This is a genomic window from Rothia sp. LK2588 (genome assembly GCF_040946465.1).
Taxonomy (GTDB): domain Bacteria; phylum Actinomycetota; class Actinomycetes; order Actinomycetales; family Micrococcaceae; genus Rothia.
The window spans coordinates 221,415-241,872 of sequence record NZ_JAYWLS010000001.1; the positions used below are offsets into that span (position 1 = coordinate 221,415).

The 20,458-nt window shown below is 59.1% G+C and carries 20 protein-coding genes; 17 read left to right on the forward strand and 3 right to left on the reverse strand.

Annotated features, from left to right (window positions below; genetic code table 11):
• Positions 1–40: 40 nt before the first annotated feature.
• Entirely contained in the window at positions 41–1,114 is a 1,074-nt protein-coding gene (locus VVR12_RS00960; protein WP_368549249.1) for an NAD-dependent epimerase/dehydratase family protein, read from the reverse strand.
• Positions 1,115–1,380: 266 nt separating this feature from the next.
• On the opposite strand from VVR12_RS00960, the gene VVR12_RS00965 reads away from it, so the two are divergent.
• The 13 genes from VVR12_RS00965 (at position 1,381) to VVR12_RS01025 (ending at position 14,034) form a co-directional block, all read left to right on the forward strand.
• Positions 1,381–3,237 carry a glycosyltransferase gene (locus VVR12_RS00965; RefSeq protein ID WP_368549250.1) on the forward strand — a complete coding sequence of 619 codons (1,857 nt, stop codon included), beginning with the start codon at positions 1,381–1,383 and terminating at the stop codon, positions 3,235–3,237.
• A 20-nt stretch (positions 3,238–3,257) separates the two neighbouring features.
• Entirely contained in the window at positions 3,258–5,111 is a 1,854-nt protein-coding gene (locus VVR12_RS00970) for a polysaccharide biosynthesis protein (RefSeq protein ID WP_368549251.1), read from the forward strand.
• Complete coding sequence (locus VVR12_RS00975) at positions 5,108–6,136, forward strand: glycosyltransferase family 4 protein (protein ID WP_368549252.1); 1,029 nt, start codon at positions 5,108–5,110, stop codon at positions 6,134–6,136. Before VVR12_RS00970 ends, VVR12_RS00975 begins: the two co-directional genes overlap by 4 nt.
• Positions 6,123–6,545 (forward strand): hypothetical protein, encoded by a 423-nt coding sequence (locus VVR12_RS00980; protein WP_368549253.1) that lies wholly within the window; start codon positions 6,123–6,125, stop codon positions 6,543–6,545. Before VVR12_RS00975 ends, VVR12_RS00980 begins: the two co-directional genes overlap by 14 nt.
• A 29-nt stretch (positions 6,546–6,574) precedes the next feature.
• A complete protein-coding gene (locus tag VVR12_RS00985) occupies positions 6,575–6,832 on the forward strand; it encodes a hypothetical protein (RefSeq protein ID WP_368549254.1) in 258 nt (85 codons plus the stop codon).
• A gap of 147 nt (positions 6,833–6,979) precedes the next feature.
• Positions 6,980–7,714 carry a F0F1 ATP synthase subunit A gene (atpB, locus tag VVR12_RS00990; RefSeq protein WP_368549255.1) on the forward strand — a complete coding sequence of 245 codons (735 nt, stop codon included), beginning with the start codon at positions 6,980–6,982 and terminating at the stop codon, positions 7,712–7,714.
• A gap of 129 nt (positions 7,715–7,843) precedes the next feature.
• Positions 7,844–8,053 carry an ATP synthase F0 subunit C gene (gene atpE / locus VVR12_RS00995; RefSeq protein WP_368549256.1) on the forward strand — a complete coding sequence of 70 codons (210 nt, stop codon included), beginning with the start codon at positions 7,844–7,846 and terminating at the stop codon, positions 8,051–8,053.
• A 60-nt stretch (positions 8,054–8,113) separates the two neighbouring features.
• On the forward strand, positions 8,114–8,653 hold the full coding sequence (locus VVR12_RS01000; protein ID WP_409349876.1) for a F0F1 ATP synthase subunit B: 540 nt from the start codon (positions 8,114–8,116) through the stop codon (positions 8,651–8,653).
• Positions 8,653–9,465, forward strand: coding sequence for a F0F1 ATP synthase subunit delta (locus tag VVR12_RS01005; RefSeq protein ID WP_368549258.1), 813 nt, complete (start codon positions 8,653–8,655; stop codon positions 9,463–9,465). Before VVR12_RS01000 ends, VVR12_RS01005 begins: the two co-directional genes overlap by 1 nt.
• 158 nt (positions 9,466–9,623) lie before the next feature.
• A complete protein-coding gene (atpA, locus tag VVR12_RS01010) occupies positions 9,624–11,249 on the forward strand; it encodes a F0F1 ATP synthase subunit alpha (protein WP_368549259.1) in 1,626 nt (541 codons plus the stop codon).
• Positions 11,250–11,326: 77 nt separating this feature from the next.
• Positions 11,327–12,259, forward strand: coding sequence for a F0F1 ATP synthase subunit gamma (locus tag VVR12_RS01015; RefSeq protein ID WP_368549260.1), 933 nt, complete (start codon positions 11,327–11,329; stop codon positions 12,257–12,259).
• Between the two features lie 48 nt (positions 12,260–12,307).
• Positions 12,308–13,771: a F0F1 ATP synthase subunit beta gene (atpD, locus tag VVR12_RS01020; protein ID WP_368549261.1), complete on the forward strand. Its 1,464-nt coding sequence runs from the start codon at positions 12,308–12,310 to the stop codon at positions 13,769–13,771.
• Positions 13,772–13,773: 2 nt separating this feature from the next.
• Entirely contained in the window at positions 13,774–14,034 is a 261-nt protein-coding gene (locus VVR12_RS01025; protein ID WP_368549262.1) for a F0F1 ATP synthase subunit epsilon, read from the forward strand.
• 187 nt (positions 14,035–14,221) lie between these two features.
• Here VVR12_RS01025 and nucS read toward each other — a convergent pair whose 3' ends face one another.
• Positions 14,222–14,941, reverse strand: coding sequence for an endonuclease NucS (gene nucS / locus VVR12_RS01030; protein WP_368549263.1), 720 nt, complete (start codon positions 14,939–14,941; stop codon positions 14,222–14,224).
• A 45-nt stretch (positions 14,942–14,986) separates the two neighbouring features.
• Here nucS and VVR12_RS01035 point away from each other — a divergent pair, with 45 nt between their 5' ends.
• Positions 14,987–15,328, forward strand: coding sequence for an ATP/GTP-binding protein (locus tag VVR12_RS01035; protein ID WP_368549264.1), 342 nt, complete (start codon positions 14,987–14,989; stop codon positions 15,326–15,328).
• Here the strand turns inward: VVR12_RS01035 and VVR12_RS01040 are convergent.
• Positions 15,325–16,671, reverse strand: a complete 1,347-nt coding sequence (locus VVR12_RS01040) for an AI-2E family transporter (RefSeq protein WP_368549265.1) — start codon at positions 16,669–16,671, stop codon at positions 15,325–15,327. The genes VVR12_RS01035 and VVR12_RS01040 overlap by 4 nt on opposite strands.
• A gap of 165 nt (positions 16,672–16,836) precedes the next feature.
• Here VVR12_RS01040 and VVR12_RS01045 point away from each other — a divergent pair, with 165 nt between their 5' ends.
• The 3 genes from VVR12_RS01045 to VVR12_RS01055 all read left to right on the forward strand — a co-directional run bounded on the left by VVR12_RS01045 (position 16,837) and on the right by VVR12_RS01055 (position 20,428).
• Complete coding sequence (locus VVR12_RS01045) at positions 16,837–17,877, forward strand: tetratricopeptide repeat protein (protein ID WP_368549266.1); 1,041 nt, start codon at positions 16,837–16,839, stop codon at positions 17,875–17,877.
• Positions 17,878–17,993: 116 nt separating this feature from the next.
• Entirely contained in the window at positions 17,994–18,833 is an 840-nt protein-coding gene (locus tag VVR12_RS01050; RefSeq protein ID WP_368549267.1) for an ABC transporter ATP-binding protein, read from the forward strand.
• Positions 18,809–20,428 carry a transporter gene (locus VVR12_RS01055; protein WP_368549268.1) on the forward strand — a complete coding sequence of 540 codons (1,620 nt, stop codon included), beginning with the start codon at positions 18,809–18,811 and terminating at the stop codon, positions 20,426–20,428. Before VVR12_RS01050 ends, VVR12_RS01055 begins: the two co-directional genes overlap by 25 nt.
• Positions 20,429–20,458 lie beyond the last annotated feature (30 nt).

Genomic DNA, 20,458 nt, shown 5'->3' on the forward strand with positions numbered 1-20,458 from the left:
GTGAACTACCTGCACCGCCCTGAAGCTTTATCTGGGATGTCTACGAAGCGAAGCGACGATCGGCTTTCTTGCCGAGAGCGCTATGGGCGGTACGCAGAACTTCCTGCACGCGAGGCTCCGGAACCAGGCCGTTCTCGCGGGCCCAGCTATCGTCGATCTTCTGACCGAACCACATGACTTCCACGCGGCGAACGGCTGCCTGCCAGCGTCCATCAGCGAGGTCGGAGACAGCATAACCCGCCTTGATCGCGGCCGCGCAGAGGGGAGTGGGCAGGTGTAACGGGTGGCGGCGACCAGCGTCCACGATGACCGACTCGCAGGTGCTACCCTCCCACGGCTGAACGACGATGCTCGGGAGCTTACCTTCGAAGCGGCCCACCATAGAGACGAACTCAGCCAGTGCGTAAGAAGACGAAACGGGGGAGCGGCGATCGCCCTTGCCTGCCACCGACGCCAGCGGCGTAGAGGCGAACTTCGCGAACGCCTCGGTGGTGCGGCGGCCCGAACCCTGGACGCTGGTGGCCCGCACGATACACAACTCGAGGGCGTGATCGGGGGCGACGGAAACGGGCGCGCTCGCGGGAGCCGCCGGGTAGATGGAGTTCTTAGATCCCGGAGCCACTCCGGCCGCAGCCGACTTCTGAACATACTCTTCGGTGAGCAACAGGGCTTTCTCACCGAGCGCCTTCGAATAGGAGTATGCGGAGAAGGGATCGGTATGAGTCGAGGCGTCGAGGCGACGAACCGGTCCCTGCACCGCTGCCGACGACAGGTGAATCAGGCGCTTAACGCCGGTGCGCTGGGCGGCGATGGCCACCACCACGGGTAACAACGCGTTGGCACCGAGGAGGGGATGTAACTCTTGCTGATTGGGGGCGGCAACTCCAGCGGCATTGATGACCACGTCAGCTCCGGCAAAGGAATCAGCCAGAGAATCGATGATGCCTTCCAAGCTAGTAGCCTCTTTAGCCAAAGCCTTCGGATCGGTTTGCTTGGTGGCCAAACGGGGCGCTTCGATCGGGTCGGCATCAATACCGTCGGCTCGCAACCGAGACAACACTGAGGAGCCAACGAAGCCACTGGCACCGAGAACTTTCCAATTCGAAGCTTTCACGAGTTATCCCTTCAGGTCATTGTCACCTGCGGTGTGAGCAGGCGACTCTGCAATAACTTTCGCATATTTAGGCGCTTAATAACCACCAGACACAGTATTCTTTGAGCTACGGTAATTCATCACCGTGGTGAACTTGAGCTGGGTATTCAGTAAACTAGCAACTGTCGTACGATTTCCGGACCGCGCCGGGCACGCTGGGGGCTGATCAGGCCCAACGCGGTCGGCGCTCAGCCACTGGAAACGGAAAGGAACCGGTCTTACACGTTATGGTCTATGACCACCCGATCCCCCCATCTCAGGGTGAGCTTGATGCTCTACGCGTCACGGCAGTTGTCGTCACGTTCAACCGCCTGGACCTGCTTCCGTTGACCCTGCAGGGTCTAGCCTCGGGGAAGAGAATTCCCGATTCCGTGGTCATCGTCAATAACGCCTCCACCGATGGCACAGCGGCTTACCTCGATGCACTCGATTCCGAGCTTAATCTCGACATCGTACATCTCCATCGCAACATGGGCGGTGCCGGAGGATTCACTGTCGGCATCGATCGCGCCCTGGCACGGCACAACCCCGATCTGGTGTGGGTCATGGACGACGACACCGAGCCCACCGAAGACACGCTTTCCGCCGCGGTGCGCGCCTGGTGGGAGTACTCACCCACGGCCACCGAACGTCCCGCCTTCGTGGCCTCGCGCGTCGTGTGGACCGACGGCCGCGACCACCGTATGAACACGATGCGCACCCGCCTTGGGGCAGGACGCCGCCGCACCGCCATGGCGCAAGCGGTGGGGGCACGACCCATCCGATCCGGATCGTTCGTCTCCTTGCTTATGGACGCCACCGTGATGCGCCGGGTGGGGTTGCCGATTGCCGACTTCTTCATCTGGAACGACGACTTCGAGTACTCTACTCGTCTGGCCCTACACCGGGACGCGATCGCCACCGCCGATTCCGTGGCCCGCCATCACACCAAAACGATGGGCAACACCGATTCCAACCCCGGGCCTCGCTTCTACAACGACGTCCGCAATAAACTGTGGGTGTTCTGTCGCCGCCGTACCCTGGCCCCCTGGGAGAAGCTGCTCTACGGCGGTGCGAGCGTGCGCTTGTGGATCCGCACTATCAAGAACACCGATGATAAGAAGACCTATCTGGGCTACCTTGCCCGTGGCGTACGCGACGCGTTGCGACCCTATCGCACGAATCGCGAAGTTCTGGCCGGCGTGTACGAACTCGAATTCGATCACATGCCGCGAGAACTGGTTTCGGTGAAAACATCCCAATTCTCTGTTTTGATGAGCACCTACGCCCACGACCGTCCTGATTTTCTCGACCGGGCCCTGGCTTCTAACCTCATCGAACAGTCCCTGCAACCGGATCAATTGGTACTGGTGACGGATGGTCCGCTCACCGCCGAACTCGAAGCCGTCATCGACGCGTGGCAAGCGCGTTCAGAAACCGGGGAAGTGCCCCTGATAACGCGGGTACTACTGGAGAAAAACGTAGGATTGGCCAGTGCCCTCAACGAGGGCCTGAAGCATTGCCGGTACGAGCTGGTAGCACGAGCCGACGCAGACGATATTAGCCTTCCCGAGCGCTTCTCCCGCCAGATCCCGCAGCTGGCGAATTCTTCGCTGGCTCTTTTGGGAAGCGCAATGTACGAGATCTGCGCGGACGATGAGCGTGTCGAAAGTACGCGCCACAGCATCACCGATCCCGCAGACGTGAGCCGGTTGATGGCACGTCGTAATCCCGTATTCCATCCCACGGTGGTCTTCCGGAAATCGGCGGTCCTGTCGGTCGGCGGGTACGAACACCTGCCCGCCGCAGAGGACTACGGCCTATGGACGCGCCTGGACCGGGCAGGATACCGGTTGGCAAATCTCGCCGAGCCCCTCGTCAAATACCGCACCGGCGCTGGGGCATATACCCGCCGTGGGGGACTGAAGGCATTCCATCAAGACGTCCGAGTGCAGGCCGCTCTCTACAATGGCGAGTCGGTGGGTAAGGCCCAGGTCTTATTCAACTTGGGACTACGGTTTATCTATCGGATGGTCCCGGAGTCAGCCCGTAAACATTTATTTAGAACCGTCATCGGCAGACCTCGTCGAACCGGGGCGCAGTAACACGAAAGGAAGAGCTTGATATGCCCGAGAAAGTCTCCACGCAGAGCCTTCCTGTGGTGAAAGCACCCACCGGTGAGCGTAAACCATGGTGGCGTTATGTGCAGATGCTGCTCGACTCCCTCGCCTGGGTCATCGCGTTGCCGCTCGGATTTTTCCTGCGCTACGGCGATATTGACCTTATCAATCCGGTAGGTCTGCTCATTGTTTTGCTCCTGGCTATCGGAATTCAGCTGGGTCTGGGCTTCATGCTGGGGCTCTATCGCAATCGCTACTCCTACGGTTCTTTCGAAGAGTCTAAAGTTCTCTACCCGGTGGTCGTAGCTGCCTTGATCATCATTCAGGGTGTGCTCTTGCTGTTCGCCTGGAGTATCCAGGTGCCGCGTTCGGTGGTCATGATTGCCTTCCCGTTTGCGATCATGGCGATGATGATTATTCGTTACGGCAAGCGAATGGTCGAAGATATTACGAACCGACCCAGTTCTCTGGAGAGCGAACCCGTCATTATCTACGGCGGCGGTTTCGTGGGGCGCTCGCTGACCGCCTCCCTCATGTCTGACCCGCAGAGTAAGTATCGACCGGTAGGCATCGTCGATGACGATCCCTCGTTGCGCAATGCCCGCATTCATTCGGTCAACGTGATTGGCACCGGGTCTGATCTTCCTGCGATCGTGCAGCGCATGAACGTCTCGAAGGTTTTCTTCGCGATGAGCGATCCCAACGAAAAGCTCTACGAACACATCAGCCTCAAGATGCGTCAACTTAACGTTGAGGTTCAGAAAATTACGGGGATGATCTCGGACTTCTCGGGGGAGGGTGCCCACGAGCCCGAGGCTGCTAACCGCACGATTCTGGAGGGCGTGCGCGGCAAGATCGATTACGACATCAACGAACAAGACATCATCTCCTATATCACCGGCAAGCGCGTGCTAGTAACCGGTGCGGGAGGATCGATTGGTTCTGAACTCTGCCGCCAAATCGTCAAGTATCAACCGGCTGAGTTGATGATGCTGGACCACGACGAAACCCTGTTGATGGACAGCCGTTATTCGCTGAGCGGTTCGACGGCGCTCGACGATAATTCCATTGTGTTGGCAGATATTCGAGATATGGATGCCCTGCTTGCGGTCTTTGAGGAGAGACGACCCCAGGTGGTCTTCCACGCGGCGGCGCTGAAGCATGTGTCCGCACTTGAGGCTTACCCTAAGGAAGCCTGGAAGACGAATACGCTGGGCACCCGCAACGTCCTCGAAGCTGCATCTCGACTTGATGTTGAAGCTTTCGTGAACGTTTCGACCGATAAAGCCGCTGACCCCACCACCGCGCTGGGGCAGTCCAAGCGCACCGCCGAGATGCTCTGTAGCTGGTATGCGCAGAAGACTGGACGCCGCTATGTCTCGGTCCGCTTCGGCAACGTGTTTGGTTCCCGCGGATCAGTCAAGCCCATCTTCACCCGACAGATTAAGGACGGCGGTCCCATCACGGTCACCCACCGTGAGGCGACACGTTTCTTCATGCTCATCCCCGATGCCTGCTTGCTGGTCATGCTGGCAGGGGCGATCGGTGAACCGGGGGACGTCCTCGTCCTCGATATGGGTAAGCCCGTGCGGATCTACGACATTGCCGAGAACCTGCGACGTCTGTACGAACGCTACGACGTAGACATCGAGATCACGCAAATGCGGCCGGGTGAGAAACTCGAAGAAGTTCTCTTCGGTAAAGACGAAGTGATGCACCGTAGCGAACGAAACCGTTTTATTTCCCATGCGCAGTCGCCGGCGTTGGATCCGGCGGAGCTGGACTACGCATCGTGGCATCAGAACTATCTGGCCCACCGCGGATACGAGCGAGCTGAACACCGGGGGCAGCAGGCATGACGCACATTTCCGACATGATGGTATGGATTCCGGGCTTCATCGCCTTCGGTCTGGGGTTGACCCTGCCGATGGCCGTGCGCCCTTGGCTTCACCGGTGGAACCTGGTCGACATACCGACCGCTCGTTCGTCGCATACCCACCCCACGTACCGAGGAATGGGTCTGGCGACCGCAATGGCCGCATTGATCGCCTATGCCGTAGGGTTACTGTCTGGATTGGTGCATACCGATCGATCCATCGCCCTGACAGTGCTGGCCGGAATGGTTGCCTCCGGTGCGCTCGGATGGGCGGAAGACTACCGCGGGGTGAGCATCAAGAAGCGCTTCGCGGCGCAGCTCGCCATCGGTGTGGCCGTGACGGTTGCGTTGACCGTCTTCCTGCAGACCACTTTTTGGTGGATCCCTGTAGGAATTTTGGCGATTGCGGCCTTCATCAACGTCGTGAACTTTATGGACGGCGTCAATGGGATCTCGGGAATCAACGGATTCGTGATCGGCGCGTTCTATGCCTATGCGGGGTGGACCAACGCGATGCCGTGGCTCGTCGTGGGCGGCGTCAGCGTAGCCTGTGCGTACTTGGCCTTTCTGCCCTGGAATATCCGCCCGGGGAAGAACGTCTTTCTCGGCGACGCCGGTTCGTATTTTCTTGGTGGAGCCATCGCTTCCATGGCGGTCGGTGCGTTTCTCTCCGGCGTCTATGTGGAGTATCTGCTTTCCCCGGTCTTGATCTACCTCGCCGATACTGGGTTCACCCTGTTCCGTCGTATGGTACGCGGTGAGCAGTGGTACAAACCCCACCGCACTCACGTGTACCAGCGCTTGACGGACGTCGGTCTCAGCCATCTGGGAGCGGCCCTGACGACTGCCGCATTCTCGGTGGCTATCACCGTCATTACGATCGTCGCCTTGCCGTATCAAACCCAGAACGCGTTGATCGCCGGTGCCCTCGTGATCGCGTTGTTGACGATCTACCTTCTGCTACCTCGCATTATCGTGACCCTCAAGGGGCGTCATGGGCGCAAATAGCTTGCGTGCAACACCCTGGGATGACATGTTGCGGTCGATGAGACGCGGCTTCGCCGTGGTCTTTTGCGGTGGCTTAGGTCTCTCTATGATCCTGGGGCAGTTCCCGGCGGCGGCGGGATTCGTTTTTGGTTCCCTCCTCGTGTACCTTTGGTTTTTCATCGATATCATCGTCGCCCGCGCCGCGGAGAAGCGCAGTCTGAGCAGCGTCGCTCGGGCTATGCTGAGCGTGTACGTGGTCAAGGCGATGGTGGGAGCCGCGGTATTAGCTTTCTTCGATCTACCCCAGTGGCTTTCCCCCGGCTTCGTTCTGGCCGGTGCGATTCTCGGTGTCATAGCTAGCCTGGCGTCCATGATGAAGTCGGTGATGTCTATGCGTATTCTGTATTTTGATACCCACGATCAGGTGTAGAACCTACCCGGGAATGAGCGAGTAAATTCATGGCACCTTCACAGCGCGATAAATGGTGGAACGGTTCAAAGGAACTTCGAACTACCGGTGAGTTGGTCTCCGGGGGAGGCCTCGCCGGAGCCGTTATGACCATACTTTATGTCGTTATCGGAATGGCTATCTGGAGTTTGGTAGGATATGGTTTAGATCGCCTTTTGGGCACACACTGGATAGTCTGGATCGGTGTAGCGGTAGGTGCTTTTGGCGGGTTTTACCTGGTGTATTTCCACATGAAAAACGGAAAATAATCAAAGCCGTGCGGCCACCTACAACTTAAACTTGAAAAATCTTCAGTTGCGTATGCAACTGCACCAAAGAGCAAGAAAGGACTTGCCTTGATCGCACATGGTCTAGTGACTGCAGATGGAGGGTTCGTTCCTCCCACAGTTCAGGACATGCATCTTCCCGATTTCTTTGCCCTCGGATCTTTTGGATTCGGCAAGCAAATGCTTTTGGTGTTGTTGTCGGTGGCAGTGGTCGCTGGCTTCTTCATGTGGGCTGGACGACGCCGCGCAATGGTGCCCGGCAAAGGCCAGTTCGTCGCCGAGATGGGGTATGGATTCGTTCGTAACTCTCTCGGAAAGCAGCTCATCGGTGCGCACCACTTCAAGCCGTTTGTGCCGTTGTTGTTCGCCTCCTTCTTCTTCATCCTGGTGAACAACCTCTACGGTTCCATTCCCGTCTTGCAGCTTCCCACCATGTCGCACGCAGGTTCGGCCTACGTCCTGGCTGCTATCGCCTGGTTGACCTGGGTTGGCGTCGGTATTAAGCGCAAGGGTCTGGGCGGTTTCTTCAAAGACCTGACCATGCCCTCGGGTGTGCCCCCGTTGCTGTACATCATTTTGGTTCCCATTGAATTTCTCTCGAACCTTCTGATTCGCCCGGTGACCCACGCACTGCGTTTGTTCGCCACCATGTTCGGTGGCCACATGGCAATGATGGTGGCGGCATCCTTGACCTCTTTCTTGATTCTCGAAGTTGGCGGAGTCGGAGCTGCAGCATCTTTGGCTTCCGGCGCCCTCGGCATCTTCCTCTACTTCCTTGAGCTGATGATTCAGTGCATCCAGGCGTATATCTTCGCGCTGTTGCTGGCTGTCTACATTCAAGGTTCGGTCTCCGAAGGCCACTAAAGATTTTCACGGCCTGCCCCCAGGTCGCTGAATAAGAACGACCCACCTCGGTGGGTAGTACATCCATATGAAAAAAACTCTGCTCAATCCCGACCTAATACATTGAGCACTGTTGAAAGGAAATAGCACATGGAAATCACAGGTTCGCTGAGCGTTATTGGTTACGGCCTGGCAGCTATCGGTGGCGGCATCGGCGTGGGTCTGATCTTCGCAGCCTACATGACCTCCGTCGCACGTCAGCCCGAATCCCAGCGCACCCTGCAGCCCATGCTGTTCATGGGCTTCGCCGTGGTCGAGGCCCTTGCAATTCTTGGTCTGGTTCTCGCCTTCATCATGTAATAGGCGTAAGCCACTTATCGACCAATCTATAGAACAGGAATTTCCCCTATGTCACTCTTGATGGCTGCAGAGTCGGGTTCTCATAACCCCCTCTTCCCAAATGTATGGGAAATGGTCATTACCGCCATTGGGTTCCTGATCCTCCTCTTCATCGTTACCAAATACGTCGTCCCGATGTTCGAAAAGATCTATCAGGACCGTAAGGAAGCGATTGAGGGCGGTCTTGCTAAGGCTGAAAAGGCCCAGGCAGAAGCTGCCGCTGCTCGCGATGAGTACAACCAGCAGCTCGAAAGCGCACGCCTGGAAGCTCAGCGCATCCGCGAAGAGGCACGCTCGGAGGGTGAGTCCATTCTCGCCGAATTCAAAGAGCGCGCCACCGTTGAGGCAGAACGCATTACCGCAAACGCTCAGAAGACGATCGAAGCTGAACGCGCTTCGGCCCTGGTTTCGCTCCGTTCGGAAGTCGGCACCTTGGCTACGGCGTTGGCAGGCAAGATCGTGGGCGAATCCCTCAATGATGATGAGCGATCGGCCCGTGTGGTAGATCGTTTTCTTGCTGACCTTGAAACCGAGCAACGAAATGCAGGTGTAACTCGGTAATGGCAGGAGTATCTACTGAATCACTGAAAAAGGTGGAAGAGGTTCTCGGCGGTAACCTCGCCGTGAGCCCCGACCATCTTGCTCGTGAGCTGTTCGCTATCGTCGACGTCCTGGATCAGGACGGCGGTCTGCGTCGAGGTCTCACTGACACGGCTCGTACCGCCCAGGCACGAGCATCGATCGTCAAGGCGATCTTCTCTGGAAAAGTTTCTGAATCTGCAATCAACGTGGTTTCTGCCGCAGCCCAGCAACGCTGGTCTGACGAACGCGACCTCGCGGATGCACTAGAAACTTCGGCCGTGATTGCAGCGGTTGCCGGTGCAGAGTCCGCCGGGGGAGCTCAAGGCCTTGAAGAGGTCATCAACGATCTGTTGACCTTCATCAATGGTGTAGACGCCTCCGCCGATGTTCAGCGTGCCCTCACCGACGACCGCGCACAACGCGGTGCGAAGGAGAAGCTCGCACTCACTCTTGCTGGTCACCCAGACAACACGCAGAGCCAATTGCTCATCGAACGGGTAGCTGTTGCACCCCGAGGGTTCACCCCCGCACGATTGGCAGAAAAGTTCGCCGACCAGATCGTCAAGCGTCAACAACGCTCAATCGCTCGCGTCAGCGCAGCAAAGCCGCTGTCTGAGGCTCAGATTGAGAAGTTGCGTGCCGGTCTATCGAAGGCTTATGGCAAGGAGCTCAAACTCGATATCACGATCGATCCTGAATTGATCGGTGGTCTTCGAGTGCAGGTTGGCGACGAGGTCATGGACGGCACCGTTCAGACCCGGTTGCATGACCTATCGCGCTCCGTCGTCTAACGCTTTTGGCTCACCCGATCCGGTGATTTAGCAGATACACGTGTACGGACCCGTTCCCGTACACAACAGATTGTGGACGGGAACGAAAACCGTATAACCCAAGTTTCGATCGGTGCACTGACCGTGACCGATCACCTATAAGGAGAGCAGGGACACAGATGGCCGATTTGACCATCAATGCCGATGAAGTCCGTAATGCGCTGAACGAATTTGCGGCGTCATACGAACCCGGCAACGTAGAACGTAAAGAGGTGGGTCGAGTATCGTCAGCCTCTGACGGTATCGCCCGCGTTGAGGGTCTTCCCTCTGTTATGGCCAACGAGTTGCTTCGTTTTGAAGACGGCACCCTTGGTTTGGCGCAGAACCTAGACACCCGCGAAATCGGCGCCATCGTGCTCGGTGACTTCACCGGCATCGAAGAGGGCCAGGAAGTTCACCGCACCGGTGAGGTTCTGTCGGTTCCCGTCGGCGACGGTTACCTGGGTCGTGTGGTTGACCCACTGGGTCGTCCTATCGATGACCTGGGCGAGATCGCTACCGAGGGTCGTCGTGAGCTGGAGCTGCAGGCACCCGGCGTTACCATGCGTAAGTCGGTGCACGAGCCGCTCCAGACCGGTCTGAAGTCGATCGACGCGATGATTCCGATCGGTCGCGGTCAGCGCCAGCTCATCATTGGTGACCGTCAGACCGGTAAGACCGCAATTGCTGTGGACACCATCCTGAACCAGAAGGCTAACTGGGAATCCGGTGATCCGAACAAGCAGGTTCGTTGCATCTACGTTGCAGTGGGTCAGAAGGCCTCCACCATCGCTGCAGTGCGCCACACCCTGGAGACCCGCGGTGCGTTGGAATACACCACCATCGTTGCCGCCCCGGCATCTGATTCGGCAGGATTCAAGTACCTGGCACCCTACACCGGTTCGGCTATCGGCCAGCACTGGATGTACGGTGGCAAGCACGTCCTGATCATCTTCGACGACCTGTCCAAGCAGGCAGAGGCATACCGTTCGGTGTCGCTGTTGCTGCGTCGCCCGCCGGGACGTGAAGCATACCCCGGTGACGTCTTCTACCTGCACTCTCGCCTGTTGGAGCGTTGCGCTAAGCTCTCCGACGAGCTGGGTGCCGGTTCGATGACCGGTTTCCCGATCATCGAGACCAAGGCAAACGACGTCTCCGCGTTCATTCCCACGAACGTTATTTCGATTACCGACGGCCAGATCTTCCTGCAGTCGGACCTCTTCAACGCTAACCAGCGCCCCGCAGTGGACGTCGGTATCTCCGTCTCCCGTGTGGGTGGCGCAGCACAGACCAAGGCGATGAAGAAGGTCTCCGGTACCCTCAAGCTGGATCTTGCACAGTACCGCGCGATGGAAGCCTTCGCGATGTTCGCTTCTGACCTGGACGACGCGTCCAAGCAGCAGCTGACCCGTGGTGCACGCTTGATGGAGCTCCTCCGTCAGCCGCAGTACACCCCGTACGCAGTCGAGGAGCAGGTGGCATCGATCTGGGCCGGCACCAACGGTCACCTGGACGACATCGAGGTGTCCGACGTGCTTCGCTTCGAGAAGGAGTACATCGACTACCTGCGCCGCTCCGGCAACGTGCTCGATAGCATCGCCGCATCCGGCAAGCTCGATGACGAGACCGTTGCGGGCCTCAAGCACGGTGTCGAAGCTGTCAAGCGTGACTTCCGTTCCGAGGGATCCAGCCACCTGGTTGAGGCTGGACACGAGGAGCACAAGCCCGTACAGGACTCCGAAGTCACCCAGGAAACCATCGGTTAGCGATTGACCTTGGCTAAGTCGCTCCCTCTGTTCGTCAGAGCGGGGGAGCGACGCCCCAAGGACTGAAAGGAAGCTCTATGGGAGCCCAGATTCGGGTTTACCGCCAAAAGATTGCTTCGACGTCGTCGATGAAGAAGATCTTCAAGGCGATGGAGATGATCGCGACCTCGCGTATCAGCAAGGCGCGTAAGAGCGCCGATCTCGCTAGCCCCTACGCAGATGCTCTGACTCGAGCCGTCACCGCTATTGCGACTCAGCACAGCATCGACCACCCCCTCATCGCTAAGAAGAATGCACCGCACCGTCGTTCAGCGATTGTCGTGATGACTAGCGATCGAGGCCTGGCAGGCTCGTACTCGTCCTCCGTTCTGCGGAAGACCGAGAGTTTGATCGAGAAGCTTAAGGGCGAAGGTCGCGAGGTACAGATGTACCTGATGGGTCGAAAGGCAAAGTCGTACTTCGATTTCCGCGAGCGTGACTACGTCAAGTCGTGGGAGGGTAACACCGATAACCCCAACGTCGAGATGGCAGTGGAAATGCGCGAGGCTCTGCTGGACGCCTTCAACCGACCCTACGAAGATGGCGGTGTAGACGATCTGCACATCGTCTACACGGAGTTCATCTCAATGGTGACTCAGGAAGTCAAGATCCTGCGTCTGTTGCCGATCGCCGTCAACGATGCTCGCCACATGGGCGAAGAGATCATTCCCGGTTCGGAACTTGAAGATGCTCATTTCCAGCAGAACGCACAGTTCGAGTTTGAACCCAGCCCCGCTGAGGTGCTGGACGAACTCTTGCCGCGTTACATCGCATCGCGACTGTATGCATGCCTGTTGGAAGCAGCGGCTTCCGAGTTGGCGTCGCGTCAGCGTGCGATGAAGTCTGCAGGTGACAACGCCGATGAGCTCGTCAAGAAGTACACCCGTTTGATGAACAACGCTCGCCAGGCGGAAATCACCAACGAGATTTCTGAGATCGTCGGTGGCGCCGATGCTCTCGCGTCGTCCTAAATATTCGAAGCAAGAAACCGAAACTTCACTAACAGGTAAGTGAGAACAATGACCTCCACACTGAATGAATCGGCAACCACGCCGACTCAGGGAGCTACCGGTCGCATCGTGCGTGTGACCGGCCCTGTGGTCGACGTAGAGTTCCCGGCCGGCCAGGTTCCGGATATCTACAACGCCCTGACCACCGACCTCACCGTCGGCGGCGAAAAGACCACCATCACCTTCGAAACCGCTCAGCACCTGGGCGACTCGATCGTTCGCGCGATCTCGCTTAAGGGCACCGATGGCCTCGTGCGTGGCCAGTCCGTCGTGGACACCGGCGCGCCCATCACCGTCCCCGTGGGTGACGGTGTCAAGGGCCACATCTTCAACGTGCTGGGTGACTCGCTCGACGTTGACCAGGACCAGATCCAGGCGGACGACTTCTGGTCGATCCACCGCAAGGCTCCCAGCTTCGCCGACCTTGAGGGTTCGACCGAAATGCTGGAGACCGGCATCAAGTCCATCGACCTGCTGACCCCTTACATCAAGGGCGGTAAGATTGGCCTGTTCGGTGGCGCTGGCGTGGGCAAGACCGTGCTCATCCAGGAAATGATTACCCGTGTGGCACGTAACTTCGGTGGTACCTCCGTGTTCACCGGCGTGGGTGAGCGTACCCGTGAGGGTAATGACCTCTGGGTTGAGATGGAAGAGGCGGGAGTTCTCAAAGACACCGCACTCGTGTTCGGCCAGATGGACGAGCCCCCGGGAACCCGTCTGCGTGTGGCTCTGACCGGTCTGACCATGGCGGAGTACTTCCGCGATGTGAAGAACCAGGACGTGCTTCTGTTCATCGACAACATCTTCCGCTTCACCCAGGCAGGTTCCGAGGTTTCGACCCTGCTCGGTCGTATGCCTTCGGCAGTGGGTTACCAGCCCAACCTCGCCGATGAGATGGGTCTGCTGCAGGAGCGCATTACCTCGACCCGCGGTCACTCGATTACGTCGATGCAGGCGATTTACGTTCCTGCGGATGACTACACCGACCCGGCTCCGGCGACCACCTTCGCGCACTTGGACGCAACCACGGAGCTCTCCCGTGAGATCGCGTCGCGTGGTCTGTACCCCGCGATCGACCCCCTGTCCTCGTCCTCGCGTATTCTGGACCCGCAGTACCTGGGCCAGGAGCACTACGACACCGCTATCCAGGTGAAGGCGATTCTGCAGGAAAACAAGGAACTGCAGGACATCATCGCGATCCTCGGTGTCGACGAGCTTTCGGAAGAACAGAAGATCGTCGTGTCCCGTGCACGCCGTATCGAGCAGTTCCTCTCCCAGAACACCTACACTGCAAAGCAGTTCACCGGTGTCGAGGGTTCGACCGTGCCGCTGAAGGACACCATCGAGTCGTTCCAGATGATCTGCCGCGGCGATGTGGACCACATCCCCGAACAGGCCTTCTACAACATCGGTGGCATGGACGACGTCATGCGTCGCCACGAGGAAATCAAGGCACAGTCTGGAGCCAAGTAATCATGGCACTCATTGTTGAAGTTGTTTCCCGCGAGCACAAGGTGTGGAAGGGCGAGGCCAAGTACGTGCGCGCACGTACCCTCTCCGGTGACATCGGCATCATGCCCGGTCACATTCCCACCATGGCTCTGCTGGCCGAAAACGGTGAGTTGTTGATCGAGCCCGTTCAGGGCGAGAAGATCCTGACTAACCTGCAAGAAGGTTTTCTTACGGTCTCTAACGATCGCGTGACCATCGCTGCAAAGCACGCCCAGGTCGACTAGGGCTAGACACATGCTACGGGCTGGCTGAACAAAAAGGCTCGTGCATGTCAAAGAGCGGCTCTTCCCTTCACGGGAAGAGCCGCTCTTGCGTATCGTCTGATTTATTCTGACCGCCTGAGTCAGCCCCTGTGCCGAACCGGTAGTTTCCCGGACGGGGATGGTTCACAGGGGGGGGGGAGGGCGGAAGCTAGAAGAGCCGAGCCTCGACGTCGTCCATGCCGCGCAGGGCGTCATAGTCGAGACTGACGCACCGAATACCGCGATCCTCGGCCAAGACCTTGGCCTGAGGCTTGATACGTTGCGCGGCGAAGACGCCCTTCACCGGGGCCAGCAGGGGGTCGCGATTGAGTAGTTCGAGATACCGGGTCAGCTGCTCTACACCGTCGATATCACCCACGCGTTTGAGCTCGACCGCGATCGACGTTCCGGTGGCGTCGCGGGCAAGGATATCGACCGGCCCAATGGCGGTGGGGTATTCCCGTCGCACCAGCTTATATCCGCTGCCGAGGGTTTCGATTTGCTCGGCCAACAGTCGCTGCAGGTCGGCCTCAACGCCGTCTTTGACCAACCCGGGGTCCACACCCAAATCGTGGGAGAGCTCCCCATGAATCGCATAGATACGAATCTTCAAGAGGTCGTCGGACTTCGCCGCCTGCACACGCCAGAGTTGCTCCAGATCGGGATCGTCGGAGAGATCAAAACTCTCGGAGGCATCCAGCTCATCCCGGGTGGAGATATGCATGGTTGCGGGAGGGCTCATCCAGTTCAGCGGTTTGTAGGAACCACCGTCCGAGTGAACGAGCACGGATCCGTCGTTCTTCACCATGACCAGGCGCGTAGCGCGCGGTAGGTGAGCATTGAGACGGCCTTCATAATCAACAGAACATTCAGCTATGACAAGACGCACAGATACACTCTAACAGCGGTCGCGCAGTGTGAAACAATGGCGACTATGCCCCGCAAATCACGTTCCGCACAACAGCGCAGAAACCTAGCCTCATCGGGAAGCAAGTGGCAACGCGGTCAGCTCGCACCCGGTGGCCGAGATATCTCACGCATTCTCGACCCCGCACCCACGGTCGAACACGCTAAGGACGGGGACTGGTTTGTGCAATTCATGCCGGCCGTCAACGCCCGTAAGACGTATAAATGCCCAGAATGTCATCGCTCCATTAACCCCGGCATCGCCCATCTGGTGGTGTGGCGCGAAGACCACATGTTCGGTCGAGATCGCGCGGTGGAGGAACGGCGCCACTGGCATGAGAAATGCTGGCGGACGCGCCGCATGTATTAGTGACGGTCTTGTCGAGGTACGAGAACTTCGCGAACCAGAATGAGCAAGGACGCCGCTACGGGGATCGCGATCAGCGCACCGAGGACGCCCCAGAGCGCGCCACCTGCAGCCACGGCGATGATGGCGATGCCGCCGGGTACCGCGACGGCCTTCGACATGATGCGCGGGGAGACGAAGTAGGCCTCGATCTGCAAGTAAATGAAATAGCAGATCGCGTAGATGAGCGCCGCCTGCCAGCTGGTCATGAGGCACAACAGTGAGACGAGGATTCCTGCGGTAACGCCACCGACGAGGGGGATAAAGGCTAGGATCAGCACGAAGAGGGTGAGCAACTGGGGGAAGGGCGCGCCGACGATCATCATGACGATGAAGGCGACAGTGGCGTTCAAGAAGGCCACGATGGCCTGACCCATCACATAGTTACCGACAGTCTCGGTGATCTTCTCGGTCACTGAAGCCACCCGCGCACGCTTGGTGGCCGGCGTGAGACGGACGAACCAGGCTTTCATCATCGGCAACGACGAGAGAAAATACATGCTCAAGATGAGTACCACGATGGTGCCGGTAATGATGTTGGCAATCGTGGAACCCGCGTTGACCAGGTTATTGAGGAACCCGCTGACGATGTTGGAATCACCGGTGATCTTCGCGAAACCGTCTTGGACCTCGTGATCGACCATCGAGCGAATGTGGAATTGGTTGTCGAGCGCCAGAAAGAAACCCGAATTCAAGAATGAATTGAACATGTCGGGAAAGCCGTTCACCAGCTGTACGGTCTGGTTGGCGATTTTCGGGATGACCATCCACAACAGGCCCACGACGAGCAGAGCACTGGTCAGGACGACGGTCAGCACTCCGGCAGGCCGCGGCATACCCCATTTCTCGAGCCGCTTGACCAACGGGTCCAGGCCGAGAGCGATCAACAGCGATCCGACGATCCATCCGGCCAGGGCACCGACGTTCGTCAACACCCAGAGACAGAGCAGTGCCAACCCCACGCCGACGGCGAGCATAAAGCCACTGAACACCGGCTTCGCCATGGCGTATTCTTCGGGGCCGTGGTTGCGGGCCCGGTGGGTCGAGTTGTGACCGTGGACGGCGTCCTGCATCTCGGGCGACCACCCCGTGGACGCGACTGCCTCGGTTTCGTCCGGGGTGGGATTCTCCATCGCCGGTGGATCAAAGCGCGGGCGCGGCTGAGCCCCGGGGAACTGTCGCACGAAGGTCACCGAATCTTTGGGGCGGCTCGTCACGAGGTCGCGCACTTTGCTTAGGCGCGAGGCGAAACCCTCGGTGGATTCTGCGGCGGGATCATCGGAACGGTGACGCTGCAGGAATTTCATGGGGCCGGGCACTCCAAAGGTCGAGCTTGCAGACGCGCAGTCAGCGCGTGGACGTCTCTTACTCTACAACGAGCAATTCAGCCGCTGGCTAGAATACTGCTGAAGGTCTGCTGAGATTTGAAAAGATAGATGAAGACAGCGTAGACGCAGAAAGGATTGCCTCTCATGACTACTCATTCTTCCGGCATGAATCCCCACCAGCCTGGCTCACCGGCGGGCCGGCAACAGGCCCCGGGCGCTACCAGTAGCGGTGTCGCCGGTCAGCAGGGGGAGGTAGAGAGCGCGCTTCCGGCCTCTGTGCGCAACGCACCGGATCTATCGCAGCTGGCGGCGGGGGACCAGTCGGGCGGGGCGACTGCCGCGGCTTCACCGCAACAGATCGGTCAACCGGACCAACCCTCCTGGGTCTTCGACGTTGAATCTAGCGAAGACTTTCAGAAGTATGTGCAGCTCTCGCGCCAGGGCGCGGTGATCTTCGGCCTCTACGCCGAGCATTCACCGGCGTCCTTGGAAACCATGGAGAACATGGCCGCCCTGGTGAACTCTGCGCAGGGCAATCTGCTGCTGGCCAAGGTCGATATCACTAAACAGCCCGAGATCGGCCAAGCCTTCCAGATCCAGGGCGTGCCCGCGGGAATCGCTGTGATCGGCGGTCAGCCGGCTCCGATGTTCAACTCGCAGGTCACCGCCCAGCAGCTAACCGAGCTTTTGCAACAGGTGCTGCAGATCGCGGCCCAGCAGCAGCTGCCCGGTGGGTTCGAACCTGCCTCCGGTGGGGAGGAAGAGAAACCGCTGCCGCCGCTGCACCAGAAGGCTGTTGACGCTATCGACGCCGGTGATTTTGAGGGGGCCCGTGCCGCTTACGGCCAGGCGCTCTCCGAGAACCCCGGTGATCAGGACGCCAAGATCGGCCTGGCTCAGGTGGGTCTGTTGGAGCGCGTCCAGGGTCTAGACCTGACTGCCGAACGTCAGCGCGCGGCGTCCGATCCCTCAGACGTGCAGGCGGCCCTGAACGTCGCCGATCTAGATGTGACCGGTGGGCACGTCGAAGACGCCTTCAACCGCCTCATCCGACTCTTCCCCTCGGTCGGGGCTGAGGACAAGGACGTCATCCGTCAGCGTCTGCTCGAGCTCTTCGACGTGGTCGGTTCCTCCGACCCGCGGGTGACGGCGGCGCGTGCGCAGCTGATGATGGCGATTTTCTAAACCGCTAATCCATAAAAGGTGGTAGATTCGGGGCCGGTGTCCGAGAGAGGACGCCGGCCCCGGATTCGTCCTCAAGGCTGATGTGGTCGACGGGCCGGGTGCACTACCGTGAAAATATGAGCGAAACCACACACTTCACACCCGAAGAACTGCCAGCCCCGATCCCAGCCCCAGAGTTGACTCCCGCCGTACCTCAGGGTGCAGCTCTAGAGATCCGGGGGCTCGTCAAAGCTTTCAAAGACAAGATAGCGGTAGACGGGATCAATCTGACCATCCCACGCGGTTCGTTCTACGGTTTGGTGGGCCGCAACGGAGCCGGTAAGACGACGTCGCTATCCATGGCTACCGGGATGCTCAAACCCACCGCGGGCGAGGTATTCATCGACGGTATTGACGTGTGGAAACAACCTCTGGAAGCCAAGAAACGCGTGGGGGTGTTGCCCGATGGTGTCTTTCTCTTCGAGAAGCTCACCGGTGAGCAGCTCATCACCTACGCCGGGCTCCTGCACGGTCTGGATCGAAAAACGGTCGCGGACCGCACGGCTGATCTGCTCCGCGCCATGGATCTGGAATCGGCCGCGGGCCGCCGCGTCTCCGATTACTCGGCTGGCATGACCAAGAAAGCCGCCCTGGCCTGCGCCATGATTCATGCGCCCTCATTGCTCGTTCTCGACGAGCCTTTTGAAGCGGTGGACCCGGTCTCGGCCTCGAATATTCAAGATATCCTTAGAGCTTTCGTCGCCCACGGCGGCACCGTGATCCTCTCTTCCCACGTGATGGATCTGGTGCAGCGCCTCTGCGACCACGTGGCCATCATGAACGAGGGGCGCATCCTCGCCGAAGGCACCGTCCATGACGTGCGTGGTGAGCTAAGCCTGGAAGATCGGTTCGTCGAGTTAGTGGGCGGACGCGTCAAGTCGGAAGGTATCTCATGGCTGCAGTCCTTCTCAAACTAAAATGGCGTTACTTTCTTGCCTCGTTGAAGGGAAGCACCCTCGAGCTGGTGGGTACGATCTTCGGCGCCCTCTACCTGCTTGGCATCCTGGTCAGTCTGACGGCGGCCTCGGTGGGAATCGGGCTCAGTGCTGACCCCGCCGCGGTAGCCTCTTGGGTCGCGGGCACATGGCTGGTGGTGAGCCTGGCCTGGACGCTCGTACCCCTGTTTACCTCCGGCCTCGACGCGACCTTAGACCCCGATCATCTCGCCCCTTACCCGCTGCGGCCCCGGCAAATCCAGCTTGGCCAACTTCTCGGCGGATTCGTGGGGCTCTTTGGCTTCGCCACCCTGGCCTTGGTGGCAGTCATCGGCATCAGCCTCATCGATAGGCCTTGGGCCATCCTGGGTTATCTCATCGCGGCGGTGTTAGGCCTGGCGTTGACGATGAGTATCTCGCGGGTGGTTTCCCTGCTCGGTTTGTATCTCACCAAGAATCCGGTCATCCGTCAGGTGCTGATCATCATCGCCTTCGTGGCTCTTATCGGCCTGGGACCGATGATAGCGGTGGCCTTTTCGGGCGCCGGTGCCTTTGTGCTGGAGCATCTCGTGCAGATTCTCTCGGGAGCCTCCTATACCCCGTGGGGTGCCCCCTGGGCCGCGGCAGCCCAGCTTTATCAGGGCAAGCTGGCCGAGGCGTCCTGGTATCTCCTGCTCTCCGTGGTGTACCTGGCTCTGGCGTGGTGGTTGTGGAACCGCATGCTGAGTGCATCGATGAAAAACATCGGGGCCGACCGTAGCGCGGGAGCGAAGCAGGCTCTCTCGTCCGGACAGGTCGGGATCTTTGCACGGTTCCCCGCCACGCCGCGCGGAGCGATCGCCGCCCGCACGCTACACTCGCTGGTTCGCGATCCGCGCATGAACCTGAACCTCGTGATGGTCCCTGCGTTCTACGTGCTGTTTTCACTCTTGTCCTCGGTCACGCTGGGTAGTTCCGAAGCAGGTGAGACCGTCACCGTGGGACCGAACTGGTTCATGATGTTTTTCATCCCCCTCTTCACCGGGTACATCTTCGCCTACCTGGTCTCGTACGATAACTCCGCCTTCAGCCAGCACGTGCTGGCACCGGTGCGGGGTATCGACGACCGCCTGGGACGCGCCTGGGGACTTCTGCTACCCATGGCGCCCATGATCGTGGCGGGTACCTGCTTGATGTCGTTCATGACCGGTGTGGCACATCAGCTACCGGCTCTGCTGGGGATCTCCCTGTGCCTGTTGTTCAGCGGCGTGGGGGTCGCGGCAGTGGCGGACATGTACTTCTCGATACCCGCCCCACCTCCGGGAGCCAACCCCTTCAAAACGCCGAAACAATCGGACGGGCTGGTCAAGTCGCTTGTGCGTGCCCTGGTGATGCTTGGTGTCTTCCTCTTCGCTATCCCCGGGGTTGCCCTCCTGGTGATCGCAGGCGTGTTCGACCAACCGCTACTGCTCTGGGCCGCCGGGGGAGTATCCCTGGTGATCGGCGTTCTCGTGCTGTGGGGCGGGCTGCGTCTGGGCGCTCGCCGATTCGATAACCACGCGCACGAGGCGTTGCAACGAGTCAGCCGTTTCCGCTGAGACCCGGGTAGACACGCGTACTAGAATTAA